17 protein-coding genes are annotated in these 18888 nt (G+C 66.2%); 8 read left to right on the forward strand and 9 right to left on the reverse strand.

Annotated elements, in window-relative coordinates:
- Positions 1 to 88 precede the first annotated feature (88 nt).
- The 4 genes from atpG to AC5P53_RS02500 all read left to right on the forward strand — a co-directional run bounded on the left by atpG (position 89) and on the right by AC5P53_RS02500 (position 5224).
- On the forward strand, positions 89 to 952 hold the full coding sequence (gene atpG, locus AC5P53_RS02485; protein ID WP_014648494.1) for a F0F1 ATP synthase subunit gamma: 864 nt from the start codon (positions 89 to 91) through the stop codon (positions 950 to 952).
- Between the two features lie 37 nt (positions 953 to 989).
- Positions 990 to 2396, forward strand: coding sequence for a F0F1 ATP synthase subunit beta (gene atpD, locus AC5P53_RS02490; RefSeq protein WP_005419510.1), 1407 nt, complete (start codon positions 990 to 992; stop codon positions 2394 to 2396).
- 113 nt (positions 2397 to 2509) lie between these two features.
- Positions 2510 to 2932 carry a F0F1 ATP synthase subunit epsilon gene (locus AC5P53_RS02495; RefSeq protein WP_005419509.1) on the forward strand — a complete coding sequence of 141 codons (423 nt, stop codon included), beginning with the start codon at positions 2510 to 2512 and terminating at the stop codon, positions 2930 to 2932.
- 72 nt (positions 2933 to 3004) lie between these two features.
- Positions 3005 to 5224, forward strand: coding sequence for a YfhO family protein (locus AC5P53_RS02500; RefSeq protein WP_241887508.1), 2220 nt, complete (start codon positions 3005 to 3007; stop codon positions 5222 to 5224).
- Between the two features lie 13 nt (positions 5225 to 5237).
- On the opposite strand, the gene AC5P53_RS02505 is transcribed toward AC5P53_RS02500, so the two are convergent.
- A complete protein-coding gene (locus AC5P53_RS02505) occupies positions 5238 to 5621 on the reverse strand; it encodes a GtrA family protein (RefSeq protein ID WP_041863846.1) in 384 nt (127 codons plus the stop codon).
- Positions 5622 to 5704: 83 nt separating this feature from the next.
- Between AC5P53_RS02505 and glmU the strand changes: the two genes are divergently transcribed.
- Both glmU and AC5P53_RS02515 read left to right on the forward strand, forming a co-directional pair.
- Positions 5705 to 7072: a bifunctional UDP-N-acetylglucosamine diphosphorylase/glucosamine-1-phosphate N-acetyltransferase GlmU gene (gene glmU / locus AC5P53_RS02510; protein ID WP_014648491.1), complete on the forward strand. Its 1368-nt coding sequence runs from the start codon at positions 5705 to 5707 to the stop codon at positions 7070 to 7072.
- On the forward strand, positions 7041 to 7574 hold the full coding sequence (locus AC5P53_RS02515; protein WP_049440005.1) for a GNAT family N-acetyltransferase: 534 nt from the start codon (positions 7041 to 7043) through the stop codon (positions 7572 to 7574). Before glmU ends, AC5P53_RS02515 begins: the two co-directional genes overlap by 32 nt.
- A gap of 56 nt (positions 7575 to 7630) precedes the next feature.
- On the opposite strand, the gene AC5P53_RS02520 is transcribed toward AC5P53_RS02515, so the two are convergent.
- From AC5P53_RS02520 to AC5P53_RS02550, 7 genes are all read right to left on the reverse strand, one after another.
- Positions 7631 to 8983: a sensor histidine kinase gene (locus AC5P53_RS02520; protein ID WP_014648489.1), complete on the reverse strand. Its 1353-nt coding sequence runs from the start codon at positions 8981 to 8983 to the stop codon at positions 7631 to 7633.
- Positions 8980 to 10326: a sigma-54-dependent transcriptional regulator gene (locus AC5P53_RS02525; RefSeq protein WP_049440003.1), complete on the reverse strand. Its 1347-nt coding sequence runs from the start codon at positions 10324 to 10326 to the stop codon at positions 8980 to 8982. The genes AC5P53_RS02520 and AC5P53_RS02525 overlap by 4 nt, the downstream gene beginning before the upstream one ends.
- 121 nt (positions 10327 to 10447) lie before the next feature.
- Positions 10448 to 10819: a PDZ domain-containing protein gene (locus AC5P53_RS02530; protein WP_014648487.1), complete on the reverse strand. Its 372-nt coding sequence runs from the start codon at positions 10817 to 10819 to the stop codon at positions 10448 to 10450.
- Between the two features lie 16 nt (positions 10820 to 10835).
- Positions 10836 to 12050, reverse strand: a complete 1215-nt coding sequence (locus tag AC5P53_RS02535) for an ABC transporter permease (protein ID WP_014648486.1) — start codon at positions 12048 to 12050, stop codon at positions 10836 to 10838.
- A gap of 21 nt (positions 12051 to 12071) precedes the next feature.
- The gene (locus AC5P53_RS02540; protein WP_046432623.1) at positions 12072 to 13373 is read right to left on the reverse strand and encodes an ABC transporter permease; all 1302 of its coding nucleotides are present in this window, start codon (positions 13371 to 13373) and stop codon (positions 12072 to 12074) included.
- Positions 13374 to 13383: 10 nt separating this feature from the next.
- Positions 13384 to 14109 (reverse strand): ABC transporter ATP-binding protein, encoded by a 726-nt coding sequence (locus tag AC5P53_RS02545; protein ID WP_014648484.1) that lies wholly within the window; start codon positions 14107 to 14109, stop codon positions 13384 to 13386.
- A gap of 35 nt (positions 14110 to 14144) precedes the next feature.
- Complete coding sequence (locus AC5P53_RS02550) at positions 14145 to 15422, reverse strand: efflux RND transporter periplasmic adaptor subunit (RefSeq protein WP_032961233.1); 1278 nt, start codon at positions 15420 to 15422, stop codon at positions 14145 to 14147.
- Positions 15423 to 15625: 203 nt separating this feature from the next.
- Here AC5P53_RS02550 and glmS point away from each other — a divergent pair, with 203 nt between their 5' ends.
- Both glmS and AC5P53_RS02560 read left to right on the forward strand, forming a co-directional pair.
- On the forward strand, positions 15626 to 17464 hold the full coding sequence (gene glmS, locus AC5P53_RS02555) for a glutamine--fructose-6-phosphate transaminase (isomerizing) (protein ID WP_014648482.1): 1839 nt from the start codon (positions 15626 to 15628) through the stop codon (positions 17462 to 17464).
- Positions 17465 to 17910: 446 nt separating this feature from the next.
- Positions 17911 to 18342: a CBS domain-containing protein gene (locus AC5P53_RS02560; RefSeq protein ID WP_014648481.1), complete on the forward strand. Its 432-nt coding sequence runs from the start codon at positions 17911 to 17913 to the stop codon at positions 18340 to 18342.
- 67 nt (positions 18343 to 18409) lie between these two features.
- Here AC5P53_RS02560 and AC5P53_RS02565 read toward each other — a convergent pair whose 3' ends face one another.
- On the reverse strand, positions 18410 to 18838 hold the full coding sequence (locus AC5P53_RS02565) for a VOC family protein (RefSeq protein ID WP_495227090.1): 429 nt from the start codon (positions 18836 to 18838) through the stop codon (positions 18410 to 18412).
- Positions 18839 to 18888 lie beyond the last annotated feature (50 nt).

An 18888-nucleotide genomic window follows, 5' to 3' on the forward strand; every position in this document is an offset into this window, starting at 1 on the left:
TGTAGAGCGGAGCCGCTGGCTCCGCTGGACCAGATGACAAACGGTTGAACAACGCGGGGCATCAGCCCCGCGCCACGGGAAACAAGAGATGGCAAGCGGACGCGAAATCAAAACCAAGATCAAGAGCGTGCAGAACACCCGCAAGGTGACGCGCGCCCTGGAAATGGTCTCGGCCTCCAAGATCCGCAAGGCGCAGGATCGGATGAAGACCTCGCGTCCGTACGCGCAGGCGATGAAGCAGGTGATCGGTCATCTGGCCCAGGCCAGCACCGACTACCAGCATCCGTTCCTGGTCGAGCGCGAGCAGGTCAAGCGGGTCGGTTTCATCGTGATCTCCTCCGATCGCGGCCTGGCCGGCGGCCTGAACAACAACCTGTTCCGCAAGATGCTGGGCGAAGCCAAGGCATGGCAGGACAAGGGTGCCGAAGTGGACCTGGTGACCATCGGCCAGAAGGCTTCGACCTTCTTCCGCCGCGTGAAGGTCAACATGGTCGGCAGCGTGACCCACATCGGCGACGTACCGAAGCTGGAATCGCTGATCGGTGTGATCAAGGTCATGCTCGACGCCTTCACCGAAGGCAGGATCGACCGCGTGTACCTGGTCTACAACCGCTTCGTGAACACCATGGTGCAGAAGGCCAGCTTCGATCAGCTGCTGCCGCTGCCGCCGGCTGAGAAGCAGGTCGCTCACCACGACTGGGATTACCTGTACGAACCCGATGCCGCGACCGTGCTCGAGCACGTGATGACGCGTTACATCGAGTCGCTGGTGTACCAGGCACTGCTGGAAAACGTCGCCTCCGAGCATGCGGCACGCATGGTTGCGATGAAGGCGGCGAGCGACAACGCCAACAAGCTGATCGGCACCCTGCAGCTCGTCTACAACAAGGCGCGCCAGGCAGCGATCACCCAGGAAATCTCCGAAATCGTCGGCGGCGCGGCAGCAGTCTGACCGCGTTCGTTCAAAGCACACATTAGAGGATGCAGCAATGAGTCAGGGCAAGATCGTTCAGATCATCGGCGCGGTCGTCGACGTCGAATTCCCGCGTGAATCGGTGCCGAAGGTGTACGACGCACTGAAGGTGGAAAACACCGAGATCACCCTCGAAGTCCAGCAGCAGCTGGGCGACGGCGTGGTGCGTACCATCGCGCTCGGTTCCACCGACGGCCTGAAGCGCAACCTGGTTGCCGTCAACACCGGCCGTGGCATCTCGGTGCCGGTCGGCGCCGGCACCCTGGGCCGCATCATGGACGTGCTTGGCCGTCCGATCGACGAAGCCGGCCCGGTCGCTGCCAGCGACAACTGGGAAATCCACCGCGCTGCGCCGTCGTATGAAGACCAGTCCCCGGCCACCGAGCTGCTGGAAACCGGCATCAAGGTCATCGACCTGATGTGCCCGTTCGCCAAGGGCGGCAAGGTCGGCCTGTTCGGCGGCGCCGGCGTCGGCAAGACCGTCAACATGATGGAACTGATCAACAACATCGCCAAGGCGCACAGCGGTCTGTCCGTGTTCGCCGGCGTGGGTGAGCGTACCCGTGAGGGCAACGACTTCTACCACGAAATGAAGGACTCCAACGTCCTGGACAAGGTGGCGATGGTGTACGGCCAGATGAACGAGCCGCCGGGCAACCGTCTGCGCGTCGCCTTGACCGGCCTGACCATGGCCGAGTACTTCCGCGACGAGAAGGACGAAAACGGCAAGGGTAAGGACGTCCTGCTGTTCGTCGACAACATCTACCGTTACACCCTGGCCGGTACCGAAGTGTCGGCACTGCTGGGCCGCATGCCGTCCGCCGTGGGTTACCAGCCGACCCTGGCCGAGGAAATGGGCGTCCTGCAGGAGCGCATCACCTCGACCAAGAACGGTTCGATCACCTCGATCCAGGCCGTCTACGTTCCCGCGGACGACCTGACCGACCCGTCGCCGGCGACCACCTTCGCCCACCTGGACTCGACCGTGACCCTGTCGCGTTCGATCGCCTCGCTGGGTATCTACCCGGCCGTCGATCCGCTGGACTCCACCAGCCGCCAGATGGATCCGCTGGTCATCGGCCACGAGCACTACGACACCGCCCAGCGCGTCCAGCAGACCCTGCAGAAGTACAAGGAACTGAAGGACATCATCGCCATCCTGGGCATGGACGAACTGTCCGAAGAAGACAAGCAGGCCGTGTCGCGCGCCCGCAAGATCGAGCGCTTCTTCAGCCAGCCGTTCCACGTGGCCGAAGTGTTCACCGGTTCGCCGGGCAAGTACGTGCCGCTGAAGGACACCATCCGTGGCTTCAAGGCCATCGTCGATGGCGAGTACGACCACCTGCCGGAGCAGGCGTTCTACATGGTCGGCGGCATCGAAGAAGCGGTCGAGAAGGCCAAGAAGATGGCCGAGAAGGCCTGATCCGGGACGGGCGGGAGCGATCCTGCCTGACCTGACGCCGGCGCCGGGCAACCGCCCGCGCCGGTGGACCCCCACGGCGGCATTGCGCCGCCGCGAACAGCGAAGAGATTTGCATGAGCACGATCCGTTGCGACATCGTCAGCGCCGAGCAGGAAATCTTCCGTGGCGAAGCGACCCTGGTCGTGGCCACCGGTGAGCTGGGCGAACTGGGCATCGCGCCCAAGCACGCGCCGCTGATCACCCGCCTGAAGCCGGGCAAGGTGGTGGTGACCACGCCGAACGGCGAGCAGCTGGATTTCGCCATTTCCGGCGGCATCCTGGAAGTGCAGCCGCAGGTGGTGACCGTGCTGGCCGACACCGCGATCCGCGCGCAGGACATCGACGAAGCCTCGGTCCGCAAGGCCAAGGAAGAAGCCGAGCGCATCCTGGCCAACCGCGGCGAAGCGATGGAAGTGGCTGAAGCCCAGCAGAAGCTGGCCGAAGCCGTCGTCCAGCTGCAGGCGCTGGAGCGCCTGCGCAAGAATCTCAAGCACTGAGGTTCGCGCGTCATCAAGCACAAGCGCCGGCTAGCTGCCGGCGTTTTTGTTTGTTCGCCACAGGAGCAGGGAATGCAGCACTACTCGACAGCGATTGAAGGCGGCAGCTGGCAGCGGCCGTGGCGCACACCGGCAGGCGTGTTCCTGATTGCGTGGATCGTTCTGTGCCTGCCATGGCTCAGTGGCATCAAGACCATTCCCTTTGATGCCGTGCAGCAGTTCTTCCCGGCGGTCAGTTTCAGTGCCGAGCAGTTGCGTCACCTGCAGGCCCCCTGGTGGAATCCGTATCTCTACGGTGGCTACCCGCAGGTGGCCGATCCGCAGATGATGACGCTGCAGCCGACGATGCTGCTGCCGATGCTGCTGGCGCCGGGCTCCCTGCACCTGTTCACGGTGGTGGTGCTGCTGCATGTGCTGGCAGGCGGCCTGGGTGCACTGCGGTTGAGCCGCGTGCAGGGCATGCCGCCGCCGGCGCAGCTGCTGTTCGCACTCACGCTGATGTTTGGTGGCGTGGCCGCGTCGCGCCTGCAGCACACGCCGATGATCATCAGCTACTGCCTGCTGCCCTGGCTGTGGCTGGGCCTGGAGCAGGTCCGCCGGCGGGGACGGATGCGCGACATCCTGCTGGCCGGTGTGGCCGGCGGGATGTGTGCGCTTCAACTGACCCAGGTCACCTATTTCATCATCCTCGCGTGCGTGATCTACGCCGTGGCTGCTGTCGTGCTGGCACAGGGGCAGCGCATGCGCCTGCTGTGGCAGCTGGGCGTGGTGGCCATTCTCGCCGGTGGTGTCAGTGCGCCGCAGTGGCTGTCCACGCTGGCCTGGCTGGACCAGACCAATCGCAATGGCCTGACGCTGGAAGCCGCGCTGCCGGGTGCCATCCACTGGCAGACACTGGTGACACTGCTGTCGGGCAACGTGTTCTCGCAGGGGCGCGGCGACAGCTGGGCCTTCGGTGATATCAGCGCCGATTACCTCTATGTGGGGGCAGTGCCGCTGGCGCTGTGGCTGCTCTGGGGCGGTGAGGTGCTGCGGCGCAAGCCGGCGGCGACGCGCGTCGCGCTGTGTGCGCTGACGCTGGCGATCATGGTCGCGGTGGGTGGCGCCACGCCGCTGTTCCCCTGGTTGTTTGGCTGGCTTCCGGGGCTGGACCTGTTCCGGCGCCCGTCCGATGCGCTGTTCCTTACCGTGCCTGCGGCGGCGTGGCTCGGTGCCAGTGCCCTGCAGGTTGCCCTGCAGCGGCAGCCATTGCGATTGCATCGGGTGTCCGTGGCAATCGTCGCAGTGCTGGGTGCGTGCGCTGCGTGGCTGGCGATCGATCATGGTCATCCGCTCGCTTTCGCCTGGCTTGCGGTCAGCGCCGCGCTGGGCGTAGCCGCGGTGTGGGTGCTGCGCCGCCACCAGTCACCTGCGCGCTGGGTGCTGGCGCTGGTGCTGTTGGACCTGCTGCTGTTCAACGTCGGCACCAGGTTCAACGCGGGCAGCGGCACAAAGTCGGTGCTCACCGCCGATCGTGCGGGTCCTGCGCAGCGCGCCTATGCGCTGCTGGCGGCAGAGCGGCATATCGGCATACCCGAGCGCGCGGTGGTCTTCGGCATCGGCGGACTCACCAACGGCGCGGCGGTGCATGCCATTGCGCTGGCAAACGGCTACAACCCGCTGCTGGCAAGCGACTATCTGCAGATGACCGGGATGCCGGGCGAGCCGGTGGATACCTTCCAGCAGAAGGTCCCCACTGCCTGGATGCCAGACACCGCTGCTCCCCTGTACGACCTGTTGGGCGTGCGTTGGCTGCTGGCCCAGGAGCCGTTCCCGGGCTCCAGCGCGCAGGGCGACCAGGTGGAACTTGCGCGGCGTGACAGCGTGCTGCCACGGGTGCTGAATCCGCGGCAGGTGCGCCGCCATGAGGAGCGTCTACCGCCTGCGCCGCTGTTCAACCAGACCGATTTCAACCGGCAGCTATGGCTGCCGGCAGCCGCCAGCAGCCACTGTGCCGAACAGGATGCCGGCGAGGCCACGGTACAGGTGCTGCGCTACCAGCCGGGACGCATCGAGCTGACGGTGGTGGCCGACCATGCAGCATGGGTGGTGATCAACGAAACCACCGGTCGTGGCTGGCAGGCGCAGCTCGAGGATGGCCAGGTACTGCCGCTGCTGCGCGGCAATGGCCTCTTCCATGCGTTGTGCGTGCCGGCCGGGCAGCACCAGGTGCGGTTGCGCTACAGCGCGCTGCAGCTGTGGCGTGAGGGACTGGGAGCGCGCCTGCGCCTGCGCCGTGACGGTGATCGCTGACCGCTGACCGCGATCAGCGGTACACCACGTAGCGCATCAACAGGAACGACACGCACGCCAGCCCGCCTTCCACCAGTGGCTTGGCCAGCCAGGTGTACTGCAGGCCCAGCGCGTGGTCGACCAGGCTCACCAGCAACGTGCTTGCCGCAGTCAGCAGCAGCCACAGCCCGAAGAAGCGTGCAAAGCGCTTCCAGCCCAGCTTGTGGGTGCCGGCCTCGGCAAAGGTGTAGCGGCCGTTGAGCCAGAAGCCCAGCAGCATGCCGGCCAGGCGCCCGGCGACGTTGGCCGGTGCGACCGGCATGCCAAGCGCGGTGGCGACCACGAACACCAGCCAATCGACCAGCAGCTGCACGAGCCCGATCACGAGGTAGGCGCTTCCCTGGCGGACAAGGCTCATCGGCATGGTGAAGGAGGAGGGATGCCCATGTTAACGGCGTACGCTCTAGAATCGTCGGCAACGAACCACGGACTGCCGTTCCCATGACCCAAGCCCTGCACGTCATCATCCTCGCCGCCGGCGCCGGCAAGCGCATGAGGTCGGTGCTGCCGAAGGTGCTGCAGCCGATCGCCGGCCAACCGATGCTGGCGCACGTGATCGATGCGGCCCGCGAACTGCAACCGGCGGCCATCCATGTGGTCTACGGCCATGGCGGTGAGGCGGTGCGGCAACAGTTCGCCGACCAGCCCGACCTGCAGTGGGCTGAACAGGCGCAGCAGCTGGGTACGGGCCACGCGGTGGCGCAGGCGATGCCGCAGGTGCCGGATGCCGTGCAGGTGCTGGTGCTGTACGGCGATGTACCGCTGATCCGCGCGCAGACCCTGCGCGATCTGCTGGCGCAGCCGGGGCGGTTGGCGGTGCTGGTCGCCGAGGTTGATGACCCGACCGGTTACGGCCGCGTGCTGCGCGATGCCGAAGGCAAGGTGGGAGCGATCGTCGAGCAGAAGGACGCGACCGACGACCAGCTGCGCGTGCGCACGATCAACACCGGCATCATCGCCGCGGAGTCGACCGCGCTGCGCCGCTGGCTGTCGCAGCTGTCCAACCGCAATGCGCAGGGCGAGTACTACCTGACCGACGTGTTCGCATTTGCCGCGCATGAGTACACCCCGGCCGAAATGGCGCTGGTGGCCGACGCGCAGGAAGCCGAGGGGGCAAACGATCCCTGGCAGCTGTCGCAGCTGGAGCGTGCCTGGCAGCATCGCGCCGTGCGTGCGCTGTGCGCACAGGGTGCACGCGTGCGCGACCCGGCACGACTCGACATCCGTGGCACCGTCACCGTGGGCAGTGACGTGCTGATCGATGTCGATGTCGTTCTCGAAGGCAACATCGTGCTCGGCGACGGCGTTACCATCGGTCCGTTCAACCGCCTGAAGGACGTTACTCTCGGCCCCGGTACCGAAGTACGCGCGCACTGTGATCTGGAGGGTGTGGTCACCGAAGGCGCGGCGCTGGTCGGTCCGTTCGCGCGCCTCCGCCCAGGTACCGTGCTGGCCGATGGCGTGCACGTCGGCAACTTCGTCGAAACCAAGAAGGTCACCCTCGGCGTCGGCAGCAAGGCCAACCACCTCACCTATCTGGGTGATGCGGTGATCGGCAGCAAGGTGAACATCGGTGCCGGCACCATCACCTGCAACTACGACGGCGTGAACAAGTCGACCACCACCATCGGCGACAACGCGTTCATCGGTTCCAACAGTTCGCTGGTGGCGCCGCTGACGATCGGCGAGGGCGCGACCATCGCTGCCGGTTCGGTCATCACCCGCACCGCCCCGGACGGCAAGCTGACACTGGCCCGCGCACGACAGGAAACCATCGATGGCTGGAAGCGCCCGGTCAAGAAGTCCTGAGCCACGTATTCCGCATGCCGACGAGCTCGGCGTGCTGCCGGCAATTGAACAGCGTGCCGGCGAACTGCTGAAGGATCACGAAGCCCATCCGGTATTTGCCGGCCACGGCCTGGATCTGCCGACGCTGCAGGACGGCCTTCAGCGGGGCCAGCTGTGGGTTGTGGATGGCCCCGGCGGCGACATTGCCGGCTACCTGCTGGGCGGCGAGCTGTGTGGCGAGTTCCATGTCCTGCAGATGGATGTGGACCCCGCGCACGCGCGTCGTGGCCATGGCCGTGCATTGCTGCGGCACGCCTTGGCGCAGGCCAGGGCCACCGGCTTTGCTGCAGCGGTGCTGACCACCTTGAGCGATGTGCCATGGAATGCAGCCTTCTATGCCAGCGAAGGGTTCGACGTAGTGCCTGAGGCTGAGTGGAACGACGGCCTGCGCGCCGTCATGGCCGAAGAGGCTGCGCTCGGGTTTCCGATGCACCTGCGGGTGGCGATGCGGCGGGCCTGGTAGGTGCCGGCCCTGGTCGGCACATCCGCGCATGGCGTGGATCTACCCGATCGGCCCGCTCAACCCACCGGCAACAGGATCGACACGCACAACCCGCCATCGCCGCGGTTCTGCAGCGACACGCGGCCACCGTGCGCTTCCACGATCTCGCGCGTCAGTGCCAACCCCAGGCCGGTGCCGTTGCGCTTGGTCGAATAGAACGGCATCAAGGCGTTCTGCAGCACCTGCTCGTTCATGCCCTTGCCGCGATCCAGTACGTCCAGGCGCAGCCATTGCGGCAGCCGCGTGAGTTGCACCTGTACGTCATCGTTGGGCGGATCGGCCTCGGCGCAGGCTTCATGCGCGTTCTTCAGAAGATTCAGCAATGCCTGCCCGAACTGCGCGATGTCGATGCGGCTGCTCAGGTCCTCGTCCGGCTCGCGTTCCATGGTGAACGGGATCTGCTGGCGCAGGCTGGACAGGAACGGCGCCCAGTGCACGGTCTGCAGTTGCGGCTGCGGCAGCTTTGCGAAGCGTGCATAGCCACGGATGAAGCCTTCCAGGTGGCGTGCGCGGTCCTCGATGGTGGTGAAGATCTCCGGCAACCGGTCGAAGCGTTCGCGCTGCACCAGCACGCCACCGGAGTGGGCCAGCGAGGCGATCGGCGCCAGTGAGTTGTTGAGCTCGTGGCTGATCACCCGGATCACCTTCTTCCACGTCTGCACTTCCTGGCGGCGCAGTTCGGCGGTGAGCAGGCGTACCAGCAGCAGGTCGTGCGGACGGCCGTTGAGCTGGAAGGCGCGGCGCGACAGGTGGTAGACCTGCTCGTCATCCTCGTCGCCGTCCTCGCCCTCGGCATGCACCGCGAACAGGCTGTCGCCGCCACGGGCAATGGCATCGCGCAGCTCTACCGGCACCTGTTCCAGCACCTCTTCCAGACGCTGGCCTTCCAGCTTCCAGCCGCCATGCAGCAGCTTGCGCGCAGCCAGGTTGGAGAACACCACGCGGGCGATGCCATCGCCGCCGGAGGCAATCAGCAGCATGGCCACCGGCGTGTTCTGCACCATGGTGTCCAGCAGCAGTTCGCGCTGCACCAGGCCCTGCCGCTGTTCGCGCAGCACATCGCCCAGCTCGCGGTGCGCCTGCACCAGGTCGCCCAGTTCGTCGTTGCCCGGCCAGTACACGCCGAAGTTGTACTCGCCGTCGCGGTAGCTGCTGGTGGTGCCGGACAGTGCACGCATCAGCGAGCGCACCGGTGCGGTGGCACGGCGCAGGGTCCACCACATCAACGCCAGCAGGATCACGGCCGACGCCGTGGTCACCACCCAGCCATGGTTCATCCAGTACGCCAGCAGCCACGGCAGCGCAGCGGCCAGCGCCAGCACCGGCAGCAGGCGCAGGAACAGGCGGAAGGTGAACGAGCGCCGTTTCATTCGCGTGGGATGCCGTGGCGGTCCATGCGCCGGTACAGGGCCTGGCGGCTCAGGCCGAGTTCGGCAGCCGCCTGGGCGATGACGCCGTGGTTGCGTGCCAGCACGTCCTCGATGCGCTCACGGTCGGGATCGTTGCCAGCGCTCGGTGCAGGTCGTGGCGCCGGTGAGGTGCGCGGCAGGTTCAGGTCGGCCACCTCGATGCGGTTGCCGGTCGCCAGCAGTTCGGCACGCTGGATCACGTTGCGCAGTTCGCGCACGTTGCCCGGCCACGGGTGCCGTTGCAGGGCGGCACTGGCGGCACTGGACAGCGGCTTGCCGGCCGTCAGGAAACGCTCGGCCAGTGGAACGATGTCGCCCGCGCGCTCGGCCAACGGCGGTAGTACCAGTTCCACTGTATTGAGGCGGTAATAGAGATCTTCGCGGAACGTGCCGTCGCGGATCATCGCCGGCAGGTCGGCATTGGTCGCGCTGACCACGCGGACTTTGACCTGGCGTTCGCGATTGGAACCCAGGCGCTCGAAGCGGCCGGTTTCCAGCACACGCAACAGCTTCATCTGCCCGCCCAGCGACAGGTTGCCGATCTCATCCAGGAACAGCGTGCCTCCGTCGGCGGCTTCGAACTTGCCCTCGCGTGCCTTGTTGGCGCCGGTGTAGGCGCCGGCCTCGGCGCCGAACAGTTCGGCCTCGATCAGCTCCGACGGCAACGCGCCGCAGTTGACCGTGATGAACGGGCCCTTGGCCACCAGTGAATTGGCCTGGATGATCTGCGCGATCTTCTCCTTGCCGGCACCATTGGGACCGGTGATCAGCACCGGCAGCTCGGAGCGCGCGACCTGGCAGGCCAGGGCGATGACGCGCTCGCTGGCCGGATCGGCGAAGACCGCACCGCACAGGTCGTACTTTTCTTCCAGCGCATTGCGCTGGCGCAGCTCGCGGCTGCGGCGGCGGTCCAGTTCGCGCCGCGCCTCGGACAGCTCCAGCAGGTTGTTGACCGTGGTCAGCAGCTTGCGGTCGTCCCAGGGCTTGGCCAGGTAGTCGGCGGCGCCGGCCTTGACCAGGTCCACCGCGCTGCTCAGGTGGGTCCAGGCCGTCAGCAGGATCACCGGCAGGTCCGGGTGGCGTGCGCGGATCTGTGCGAACAGCGCTTCGCCCTCCTCGCCGGAGGTGGTGTCCTCGCTGAAGTTCATGTCCTGGATCACCAGGTCGACCGGCTGCGACTCGAGCAGGGCCAGCCCCTCGGCCGGGCTCTGCGCCTGCAGGGTGTCGATGTCGTGCAGGGAGAACAGCACGTCCAGTGCAGTGCCCACACTGGCGTTGTCGTCGATGATCAGGATCGAAGGCATCAAGCGGTTCTGCAGAAAGGGATGGGCGGCGCCGATGGAGCCGTGTTCGTGTCCATACGCCGGGAGAGCCCGGCGCCACCCATCAAGCATAGCCAAACCCGTAGCCGTCGGGGCGGCGGGCTCAGCGTCGGGGCGGCGGCGGTGGCGGTGCTGGCGGAGGCGGAGCGACCAGCGCCCTGCGCCAGGCAGCGGCGTCCACCGCGACCGTCAGTTCCTGCCTGTCGCGCTGCAGCAGGAGATAGGCCCTGGCGGCGCTTGAACGCCGCAGGGCCTCGGCAAGATGCTCGATCCTGCGTACGGTGGTGTCATCCACCCGCAGGATGCGATCGCCGCTGCGCACGCCGAAGCGGGCTTCCGGGCCGGCGGCTTCCACGCGCACCTGGCCTTCGCTCGAACGCAATGCCAGGCGCGCATCGTCCTGGCGCCACTCCAGTGTCTGCGAGCTGCCACCGCCGGCCAGTGCCGGCAGTGGCAGGAGCATCATCATCAGCATCCAGCGGATACGCATCTCATGCGCCCCGCGTGGCAACCGCAGGCGGTACCGCTGCCGCGCGCCGGGCCGGCCCGAACACCGCGATCTGGCCAAGCACCCACAGCAGCAGTGCGCCCAGCGGCAGGTAGTGCAGCGGCATGCGCGGCAGCTCGTACATGTTCATCAGTGCCAGGTTGATCGCATAGGCGGCCAGCATGCCCAGCACGATGCCCAGCGTGGCCAGCAGGAAGTTCTCGGTCTGGAAGTAGCGCAGGATCTGCCCACGCGTCGCGCCGAGCGCGCGACGGATACCAATCTGCTTGCTGCGCTGCTGCACCCAGAAGCTGGCCAGGCCGATGATGCCCAGTGCGGTGACCACCAGCAGCGAGATGCACACCGTGATCAGCAGCCCGACCATGGCCCTGTCGTTCTTGAAGTAGTCATTGCGCTGCGCCTCATAGGTCAGCTTCTCGCGCACCAGCCGGTTGGGGTCGTTGCGTTCAAGCGCGGCGATCGCGCCCTTGAGTACTTCCTCGCGCCGTTCCGGAGCGGTGCGCAGGACGTACGGGCCCTGGGTGAAATCGGTCCGCACAGGCAGCACCATCGACAGCGTGGTGTTGTTGTTGTAATCGGTGGGCGTGGCCAATGACGCGACAATACCCACCACGTGCAGTGGCTGCTTGCCCATGTAGAACGTCTTGCCCAGTGCGTTCTCGCCGGGGTACAGCCTGTCGGCGAGCGTGCGGCTGATGATCACCGAGGAGGCGGTATTGGTGGAGGCGTTCTTCTGTGCATCCTCGACGTTGCTGTATTCACTGGGCTGGAAGTCGCGGCCGGCGGTCAGCTGCAGTCCAAGCGTGGACAGTCCACCTTCGCCGAACATGTACATGGTGACGAAGGCGGTCGGACGTTCCTGTTCCTGCTTCAGCGAAACGCTGGTATTGGAGGAGTTCGGGCGGAACGGCAGCTGGTTGACCTTCGCGGCGGCGGTGACCCCGGGAACGGCGCGCAGGGCGGACAGGTCCTCCTGGGTGCGGGCCTGGCCATTGGTCTGCTTGCCGATGCCGCTGACCCGGACGAACACCAGCTCGTTCTCGGCCAGGCCGCTGGTCTGGCTGATCCGTTCAACGCGCTGGGTGACCAGGAACAGGGCATTGCAGACGATGGCGCAGGTCAGGGCGACTTCCAGCACGATCAGGGCGGCGGCTGTCTTGTGCCGGCGCAGGGTGCTGAGGATGGGGCGGATATCCATGGGAGGTCCTCGTACTCGTGCTTACTGCGACTTGAGCTGGATGGCCGGGGTAACCTGCATCGCGCGCCAGGCGGGCAGGAAACCAGCGGCGAGGCTGGCGAACAGGGTCAGGCCAATGGCCAGCAGCAGCATGCTGCCGTCCAGGTGGGCCAGGCTCGCGTAGTCCACGGGTTGCTGGCGCACCGCATACAGGCCGAGCAGGGCCAGGCCGATGCCGAGCACGCCGCCGGCAACGCCGATCGCACCGGCTTCAACCAGGCATTGCAGGAAGATCTGCCCACGGCTGGCACCGAGGGCGCGGCGCACGCCGATCTCGCCGCTGCGGCGCAGGAACTTCGCCAGCAGCAGGCCCACCGTGTTGACCAGGCAGACGCCGAGAAAGCCCAATGCCAGCCACATCTGCAGGCGCACGTCGCTGGGCACGGCATTCTTGAACGTCAACCACTCCATCACCGGGCGCAGGCGCACGTTGGTAGGGCGCTCGAAACGGCCCGCTGCGCGCTGCTGGTCCGAGTAGTTGGCCAGGTAGCTGCGGTAGTCCTCGACCTTGGCCGGATCCAGCTCCACCCAGTACTGGATCCAGCTGCAGGGCGCGTTGATCGAGTTGCTGCTGCCATCCGGATTCTCGCCGAAGCAGTTCATGTTGCCGTTGCTGCCGAACTCCAGGTCCATCGCAGTGGAAAACGGCACCAGCAGGTCTTCATCCTTGCCGTAGTTGCCGGTGGTCAGATCGAAGAAGTGGGGTTCGGGATTCCACTTCTTCATCACGCCGATCACCCGCAGTGAATGGCCACTCAGGCGGATCTCGCGACCGGTGCTGTCGGCACCCTGGAACAGCTTGTCGTTGATCGCTTTCGACAGCACCACCACCCGGCTGCGATTGTCATCATCGCTGCTGTTCCAGGCACGCCCGTACTGCATCGGCACGTCGAACATCGGGAAGAAATCGGCCGACGTCCAGCGCGTATCCACCGAGAACGGCTTGAGCGTGCTGAGCTCCGGTTCCACCGTGCCGCCGCCCGCGCTCATCATCGCCTGGCGGATGCCGCGCTTCTCGCGCAGCAGGGTCTCGGCGTCGCGCCGTGTCATCTGTTCCTCAGGCTCCTCACCCGGGGTATAGCCGCCGCGCGGGCGCGGATCGATCTGCACGTAGAACAGCTGGTCGCTCTTGCCGGGAATCGGGTCGCCGGACAGCACGTGGAACACCGTCAGCGTGGTCATCGAGGCACCGATGCCGAGCGCGATGGCGACCACCATCAGTGCGGTCAGGATCTTGTTGCGGCGGAAGCTGCGTACCGCCAATCGGGTGTAGTAGGCGAACATGGGAGTGCCCTCACTCGTTGACGGCAACGATGTGGCGCGGCGGGGTAGCCAGCACCGGTTCGCGCACCAGGTCGGTCACCTGGCCATCGACGATGTGCACGTTGCGCTGCGCGCGCGCGGCCAGTTCCGGGTCGTGGGTGACCATCACGATGGTGGTGCCGGCGGCATTGATCTCCTCCAGCAGTTCCATCACGCCGCGGGCCATCTGCGTATCCAGGTTGCCGGTCGGTTCGTCGGCCAGCAGCAGGCGCGGGCTGCCAGCCAGCGCACGCGCGATCGCCGCACGCTGCTGCTGGCCGCCGGACAGTTCGTTCGGGTAGTGCTTCATGCGTGAGCCCAGGCCGACCTGGGTGAGCGCCTTCTCGATGCGTTCGCGGCGCTCGTTGGCACTCATCTTCCGGTAGCGCAGCGGCACGTCGACGTTGTCGAACAGGTTCAGGTCGGGAATCAGGTTGAAGCCCTGGAAGATGAAGCCGATCTTCTGGTTGCGCAGGCGGCTGCGGGCGTCATCGCCCAGCGTGCTCACGTCCTGGCCGTCAAGCAGGTAGGTGCCGCTGGTGAAGGTTTCCAGCAGGCCGGCGATGTTGAGGAAGGTGGTCTTGCCGGAGCCGGACGGGCCGGTGACCGCGACGAACTCGCCTTCCTTGACCTGCAGTTCCAGCGAGCGCAACGCGTGGGTTTCCACCTGTTCGGTGCGGAAGACCTTGGCGACCGAACGCATTTCGAGCATGTACATGGGGTGTCCTCTCTCCAGGATTCAGGTATCAGGTATCAGTTGACGGAGACGCGTTCGGCGTCCTTGAACAGGTCGCTGCCGGAGACCACGATGCGGTCGCCCGGCTGCACACCCGACTTGATTTCCACTTCGCCCAGGCTGCTGACGCCCAGTTCCACCGGACGCCGCACCGCGGTGCGGCCATCCATCACGTAGGCCACGCCATTGCCCTGTTCGACGAACGGGCCGCGCTCGACCTTCAGCACGTCCTTGCGGGTATCGAGCAGCACGCGCACCGACATCCGCTGGCTCTGGCGCAGGCCTTCCGGCTGCGCGCTGGCGAAGCGCACGCGGGCGTTGACCTCGCCGTTGACCACTTCCGGCGACACCGCGCTGATCTCGCCCGGGAACGGCTTGCCATTGCCGCCGGTCAGCTGCGCCGGCATGCCGATCGCCAGGTCGCGGGCGAAGCTCTCCGGCACCTTGATCTCGACCTCGAACTTGGACAGGTCGACCACGCCCAGCACCGGCGCGTTGGCAGCCAGGTTGGTGGACTGGACCGCCTGCACCTGGCCGACCTGGCCGTCAAACGGTGCGCGCAGGGTCAGTGCGTCGACCTGGCGCTGCACTTCGGCCACCACGGCCTTCTGGCGGTCGGCCAGCAGGCGCTTGTTGCGGGCATCCAGGTCGGCGCCCTGGCTCTGCAGGCGCGCATCGGTGGTGGCGTTGGCCAGGGTGATGTCGGCCTTCTTCAGCGAGTCCTTGGCCTTGGCCAGGTCGATCTGTGGCACCGCACCGCCGTCGTAGCCGCGCTGGAAGCGCTGCAGGTCGCGGTCGGCGGCCTGGCGCTCGATGGTGGCCTGGTCGGTTTCCTTGCGCGACTTGGCGCGGGCCAGGGTGGCGTCCAGCGCGGCACGGCTGGCCTCGGCTTCCAGGCCGGCCAGGGTGGCCTGTTCCTGGGCCAGCTTGCTGCGCAGTTCCGGGCTGTCGATGACCGCCAGTTCCTGGCCCTTCTTCACCACGTCACCGGCGACCACTTTCAGGTCCACGGTGCCGGCCGAGATGGCGTACAGGATCGGGCTATTGGCGGCGATCACCCGGCCGTCGGCGGCGATGTCGCGGACCAGGTCGCCGCGCTTCACTTCGGCGATGCGCACCCGGCTGCTGTCGAAGGAGCGGCTGGCATTGGACCAGGCATGCACGGCCCAGCCGATGCCGGCCAGCAGCACGATGGCGCCCAGCGCCGGCCAGCGGTAGCGCTGCCAGTTGACGCGGGTGGCGCCGGCGGGGGCGGAGGAAACGATCTGGTCCTGTGCGGAAGTGTCGCGGATCATCGGGTGCGTGCCTGACGGTGGTAGCCAGTACCAAGCACGTAGCGTGCCAACTTTATTTCCTTTCAGTTCAACAGGTTGGGCGGGCCGCTGGAGTGTCCGGGTGTCCGCGGACACCTTTCCGGACACTTTCATTAAGCGGACAGGAGGGGGAAGCCGGACACGCGGGCTAGAATGCGCCGATCGTCTTCAAGGAAACGCGTGACATGTGTGGAATCGTGGGTGCAATCGCCGATCGCGACGTGGTGCCGGTGCTGATCGAAGGCCTGAAGCGGCTTGAGTACCGTGGTTACGACTCCTCGGGCATCGCGGTGATCGATCACGCCGAGCGCCCCGAAGTACGTCGTGTCCGCCGCACCGGTCGCGTGTCGGAAATGGCCACGGCGGCCGAGGCCGAAGGGTTCAATGCGGTGCTGGGTATCGGCCACACCCGCTGGGCCACCCACGGCGGCGTCACCGAGGCCAACGCGCATCCGCACATCAGCCACGGCGTGGCGCTGGTGCACAACGGCATCATCGAGAACCACGAAGAGCAGCGCGAGAAGCTGCGCGCGCTGGGCTACACCTTCGAGTCGCAGACCGACACCGAAGTCATCGCGCACCTGATCCATCATCACCTGAAGGGCGGCGATGACCTGCTGGTGGCGCTGCAGCACACGGTGAAGGAGCTGACCGGCGCCTACGCGCTGGCCGTGGTCAGCCGCGCCGAGCCGGAGCGCTTCGTCTGCGCGCGCATGGGCTGCCCGCTGCTGGTGGGCCTGGGCGAGGGCGAGAACTTCGTCGCCTCCGACGTCTCGGCGGTGATCTCGGCCACCCGCAAGGTGATCTTCCTGGAAGAGGGCGACACCGCCGAGATCCGTCGCGATGGCGTGCGCATCTTCGATGAGCATGACCGGCCGGTCGAGCGCGATGTGCACCTGTCCGACGTGTCGCTGGCATCGCTGGAGCTTGGCCCGTACCGCCACTTCATGCAGAAGGAAATCCACGAGCAGCCGCGTGCGCTGGGCGACACCATCGAGGCGGCGATCGACGCCGGTGGTTTCCCGGCCGAGCTGTTCGGCAAGAACGCCGAAGCGGTGCTGTCGGGCATCGAGGGCGTGCAGATCATTGCCTGCGGCACCAGCTACTACGCCGGCCTGACCGCGCGCTACTGGATCGAAGCCATCGCCGGCCTGCCGTGCAGCGTGGAGATTGCCAGCGAGTACCGCTACCGGGCCGCGTATGCCAACCCGAAGCACCTGATCGTCACCATCTCCCAGTCCGGCGAAACGCTGGATACGATGGAGGCGCTGAAGTACGCCAAGGCGCTTGGCCACAAGCACACGCTGTCGATCTGCAACGTGCCGGAAAGCGCGATTCCGCGCGCCAGCGAGCTGGTCTGCTACACCCGCGCGGGCGCGGAGATCGGCGTAGCTTCGACCAAGGCCTTCACCACCCAGCTGGCCGCGCTGTTCCAGTTGACCGTGGTGCTGGGCAAGCTGCATGGCCGCATCGACGCGGCGCAGGAAGCGGATTACCTGGAACAGCTGCGCTTCCTGCCGGGCAGCGTGCAGCACGCGCTGAACCTGGAACCGCAGATCGCGGCGTGGGCCGAACGCTTCGCGCGCAAGTCCAATGCGCTGTTCCTGGGCCGTGGCCTGCATTACCCGATCGCGCTGGAAGGCTCGCTCAAGCTCAAGGAGATTTCCTACATCCACGCCGAGGCCTACCCGGCGGGCGAGCTGAAGCACGGCCCGCTGGCGCTGGTGGACGAGGACATGCCGGTGGTGGTGATCGCCCCCAATGACAGCCTGCTGGAGAAGGTGAAGTCGAACATGCAGGAAGTGCGCGCCCGTGGTGGCGAGCTGTTCGTGTTCGCCGACCAGGACAGCAACTTCAATGAGTCCGAAGGCGTGCACGTGATCCGCACGCCGCGCCATGCCGGCGTGCTCAGCCCGATCGTGCACACCATTCCGGTGCAGCTGCTGGCCTACCACACCGCGCTGGCACGCGGCACCGACGTGGACAAGCCGCGCAACCTGGCCAAGAGCGTGACGGTGGAGTAACACTCCCGGATCCGTTGAATGCTGCATGCGAAAAGGGGCCCGCGTGGCCCCTTTCGTTTGCGTGGTTGGCCATGCCAAGTGGGACAGCCACGGGGTGTTCTGTCCGCCGTCGGCAGCAGGCAATCATTCTTTAATGCATGGCATCGGCTGTATTCAGCGGCGGTTTCAGCCGCGGTGCCATTCTCTGGATCGTCGGTTGGTTCCCACGACGAACTGTCCTATCGATGCCGGTAGTGACCGATGGTCGCAGTCGTAGAATCGATTTGACCGAGGTCCGGGTTGAGCGGTTGAGCCCACCTCGTTCGCGTTGCAGCACATCGCCTGCCGATCCATTCCACGCGGCGGGCGGGTGCGCCAGACGTGCGCTGAAAGGTCTGTTCCCGGGGAGGGGGCGTATCGGAAGAGCACACTTTTTTGACTTCAGTGACCTGCACCAGGAAACAAGAATGAACGTCCGCGAACTCCTGCAATCCAAGAAAGAAGCTGTCATCACCATCGACGCCGAGGACACCATCGGTGCCGCCGCCCACAAGATGAGCGCGAACAGGATCGCTGCGCTGGTGGTGATGAAGGACGATGCCCCGGTCGGCATCATTTCCGAGAAGGACATCGTGCGTACCCTGGCCGACGACGGCCCGCAGGCCGGCCGCCGGGTGATCTCCAGCCTGCCGTCCACCGGCCTGGAAGGCATTGCGCCGGACGCGACGCTGAAGCAGGCCATGTCGTTGATGACGTACTCGCGGCGCCGTCATCTGATGGTGACCGACGGCAACCAGCTGGTCGGCATCCTCAGCCTGGGCGATATCGTGAAGAACCTGCTGGGCGAGCTGGAACTGGAAAAGGCCGTGCTTCAGGACATCTACATGGCCGCCCACTGAGGGCTGCAGCGCTGGAAGCAGGGAAGCCGGGCATTGCCCGGCTTCTTCGTTCACGGCTTCGGTGATATCAGAACGTGACCTTCACCGAGTCGGCGCTGTAGTTCGCAGGACCGTGATAGACCACTTCGATGTTGTTGCCGTCCGGGTCGAGCACGAAGGCGCCGTAGTAGCCCGGGCGGTAGGGGCGTTCGCCCGGCGCGCCGTTATCGGTGCCGCCGGCGGCGATCGCGGCGGTATGGAAGGCATCGACGGTGGCGCTGTCGCGGGCCTGGAAGGCCAGATGGTGCCGGCCGGTCAGCTGGCCGGCGGCGGCCTCGCTGCTGGCGCTGGAAATGAACAGCTCATCGGCCCAGAAGTAATCATCGCCTTCGCCGGCGATCGGGATGCCGATGGTGTCGAACACCGCCTGGTAGAAGCGGCGGCTGGCCGCCAGGTCACGCACCACCAGCTGGATGTGGTCGATCAGGCGGCCGCGGTGCAGTTCCATCGTTTCCATACGAACCTCGCAAAAAAGGGGACGGAGGGGATTAAGTCGCTTCCGGCCAA

The sequence above is a fragment of the Stenotrophomonas sp. YJH_SMC_82 genome, assembly GCF_059368875.1.

Coding starts and splice junctions, on each gene's coding strand:
- atpG (WP_014648494.1), top strand. CDS start 89: ATGGCAAGCGGACGCGAAATCAAAACCAAGATCAAGAGCGTGCAGAAC.
- atpD (WP_005419510.1), top strand. CDS start 990: ATGAGTCAGGGCAAGATCGTTCAGATCATCGGCGCGGTCGTCGACGTC.
- AC5P53_RS02495 (WP_005419509.1), top strand. CDS start 2,510: ATGAGCACGATCCGTTGCGACATCGTCAGCGCCGAGCAGGAAATCTTC.
- AC5P53_RS02500 (WP_241887508.1), top strand. CDS start 3,005: ATGCAGCACTACTCGACAGCGATTGAAGGCGGCAGCTGGCAGCGGCCG.
- AC5P53_RS02505 (WP_041863846.1), bottom strand. CDS start 5,621: ATGAGCCTTGTCCGCCAGGGAAGCGCCTACCTCGTGATCGGGCTCGTG.
- glmU (WP_014648491.1), top strand. CDS start 5,705: ATGACCCAAGCCCTGCACGTCATCATCCTCGCCGCCGGCGCCGGCAAG.
- AC5P53_RS02515 (WP_049440005.1), top strand. CDS start 7,041: ATGGCTGGAAGCGCCCGGTCAAGAAGTCCTGAGCCACGTATTCCGCAT.
- AC5P53_RS02520 (WP_014648489.1), bottom strand. CDS start 8,983: ATGAAACGGCGCTCGTTCACCTTCCGCCTGTTCCTGCGCCTGCTGCCG.
- AC5P53_RS02525 (WP_049440003.1), bottom strand. CDS start 10,326: ATGCCTTCGATCCTGATCATCGACGACAACGCCAGTGTGGGCACTGCA.
- AC5P53_RS02530 (WP_014648487.1), bottom strand. CDS start 10,819: ATGCTGATGATGATGCTCCTGCCACTGCCGGCACTGGCCGGCGGTGGC.
- AC5P53_RS02535 (WP_014648486.1), bottom strand. CDS start 12,050: ATGGATATCCGCCCCATCCTCAGCACCCTGCGCCGGCACAAGACAGCC.
- AC5P53_RS02540 (WP_046432623.1), bottom strand. CDS start 13,373: ATGTTCGCCTACTACACCCGATTGGCGGTACGCAGCTTCCGCCGCAAC.
- AC5P53_RS02545 (WP_014648484.1), bottom strand. CDS start 14,109: ATGTACATGCTCGAAATGCGTTCGGTCGCCAAGGTCTTCCGCACCGAA.
- AC5P53_RS02550 (WP_032961233.1), bottom strand. CDS start 15,422: ATGATCCGCGACACTTCCGCACAGGACCAGATCGTTTCCTCCGCCCCC.
- glmS (WP_014648482.1), top strand. CDS start 15,626: ATGTGTGGAATCGTGGGTGCAATCGCCGATCGCGACGTGGTGCCGGTG.
- AC5P53_RS02560 (WP_014648481.1), top strand. CDS start 17,911: ATGAACGTCCGCGAACTCCTGCAATCCAAGAAAGAAGCTGTCATCACC.
- AC5P53_RS02565 (WP_495227090.1), bottom strand. CDS start 18,838: ATGGAAACGATGGAACTGCACCGCGGCCGCCTGATCGACCACATCCAG.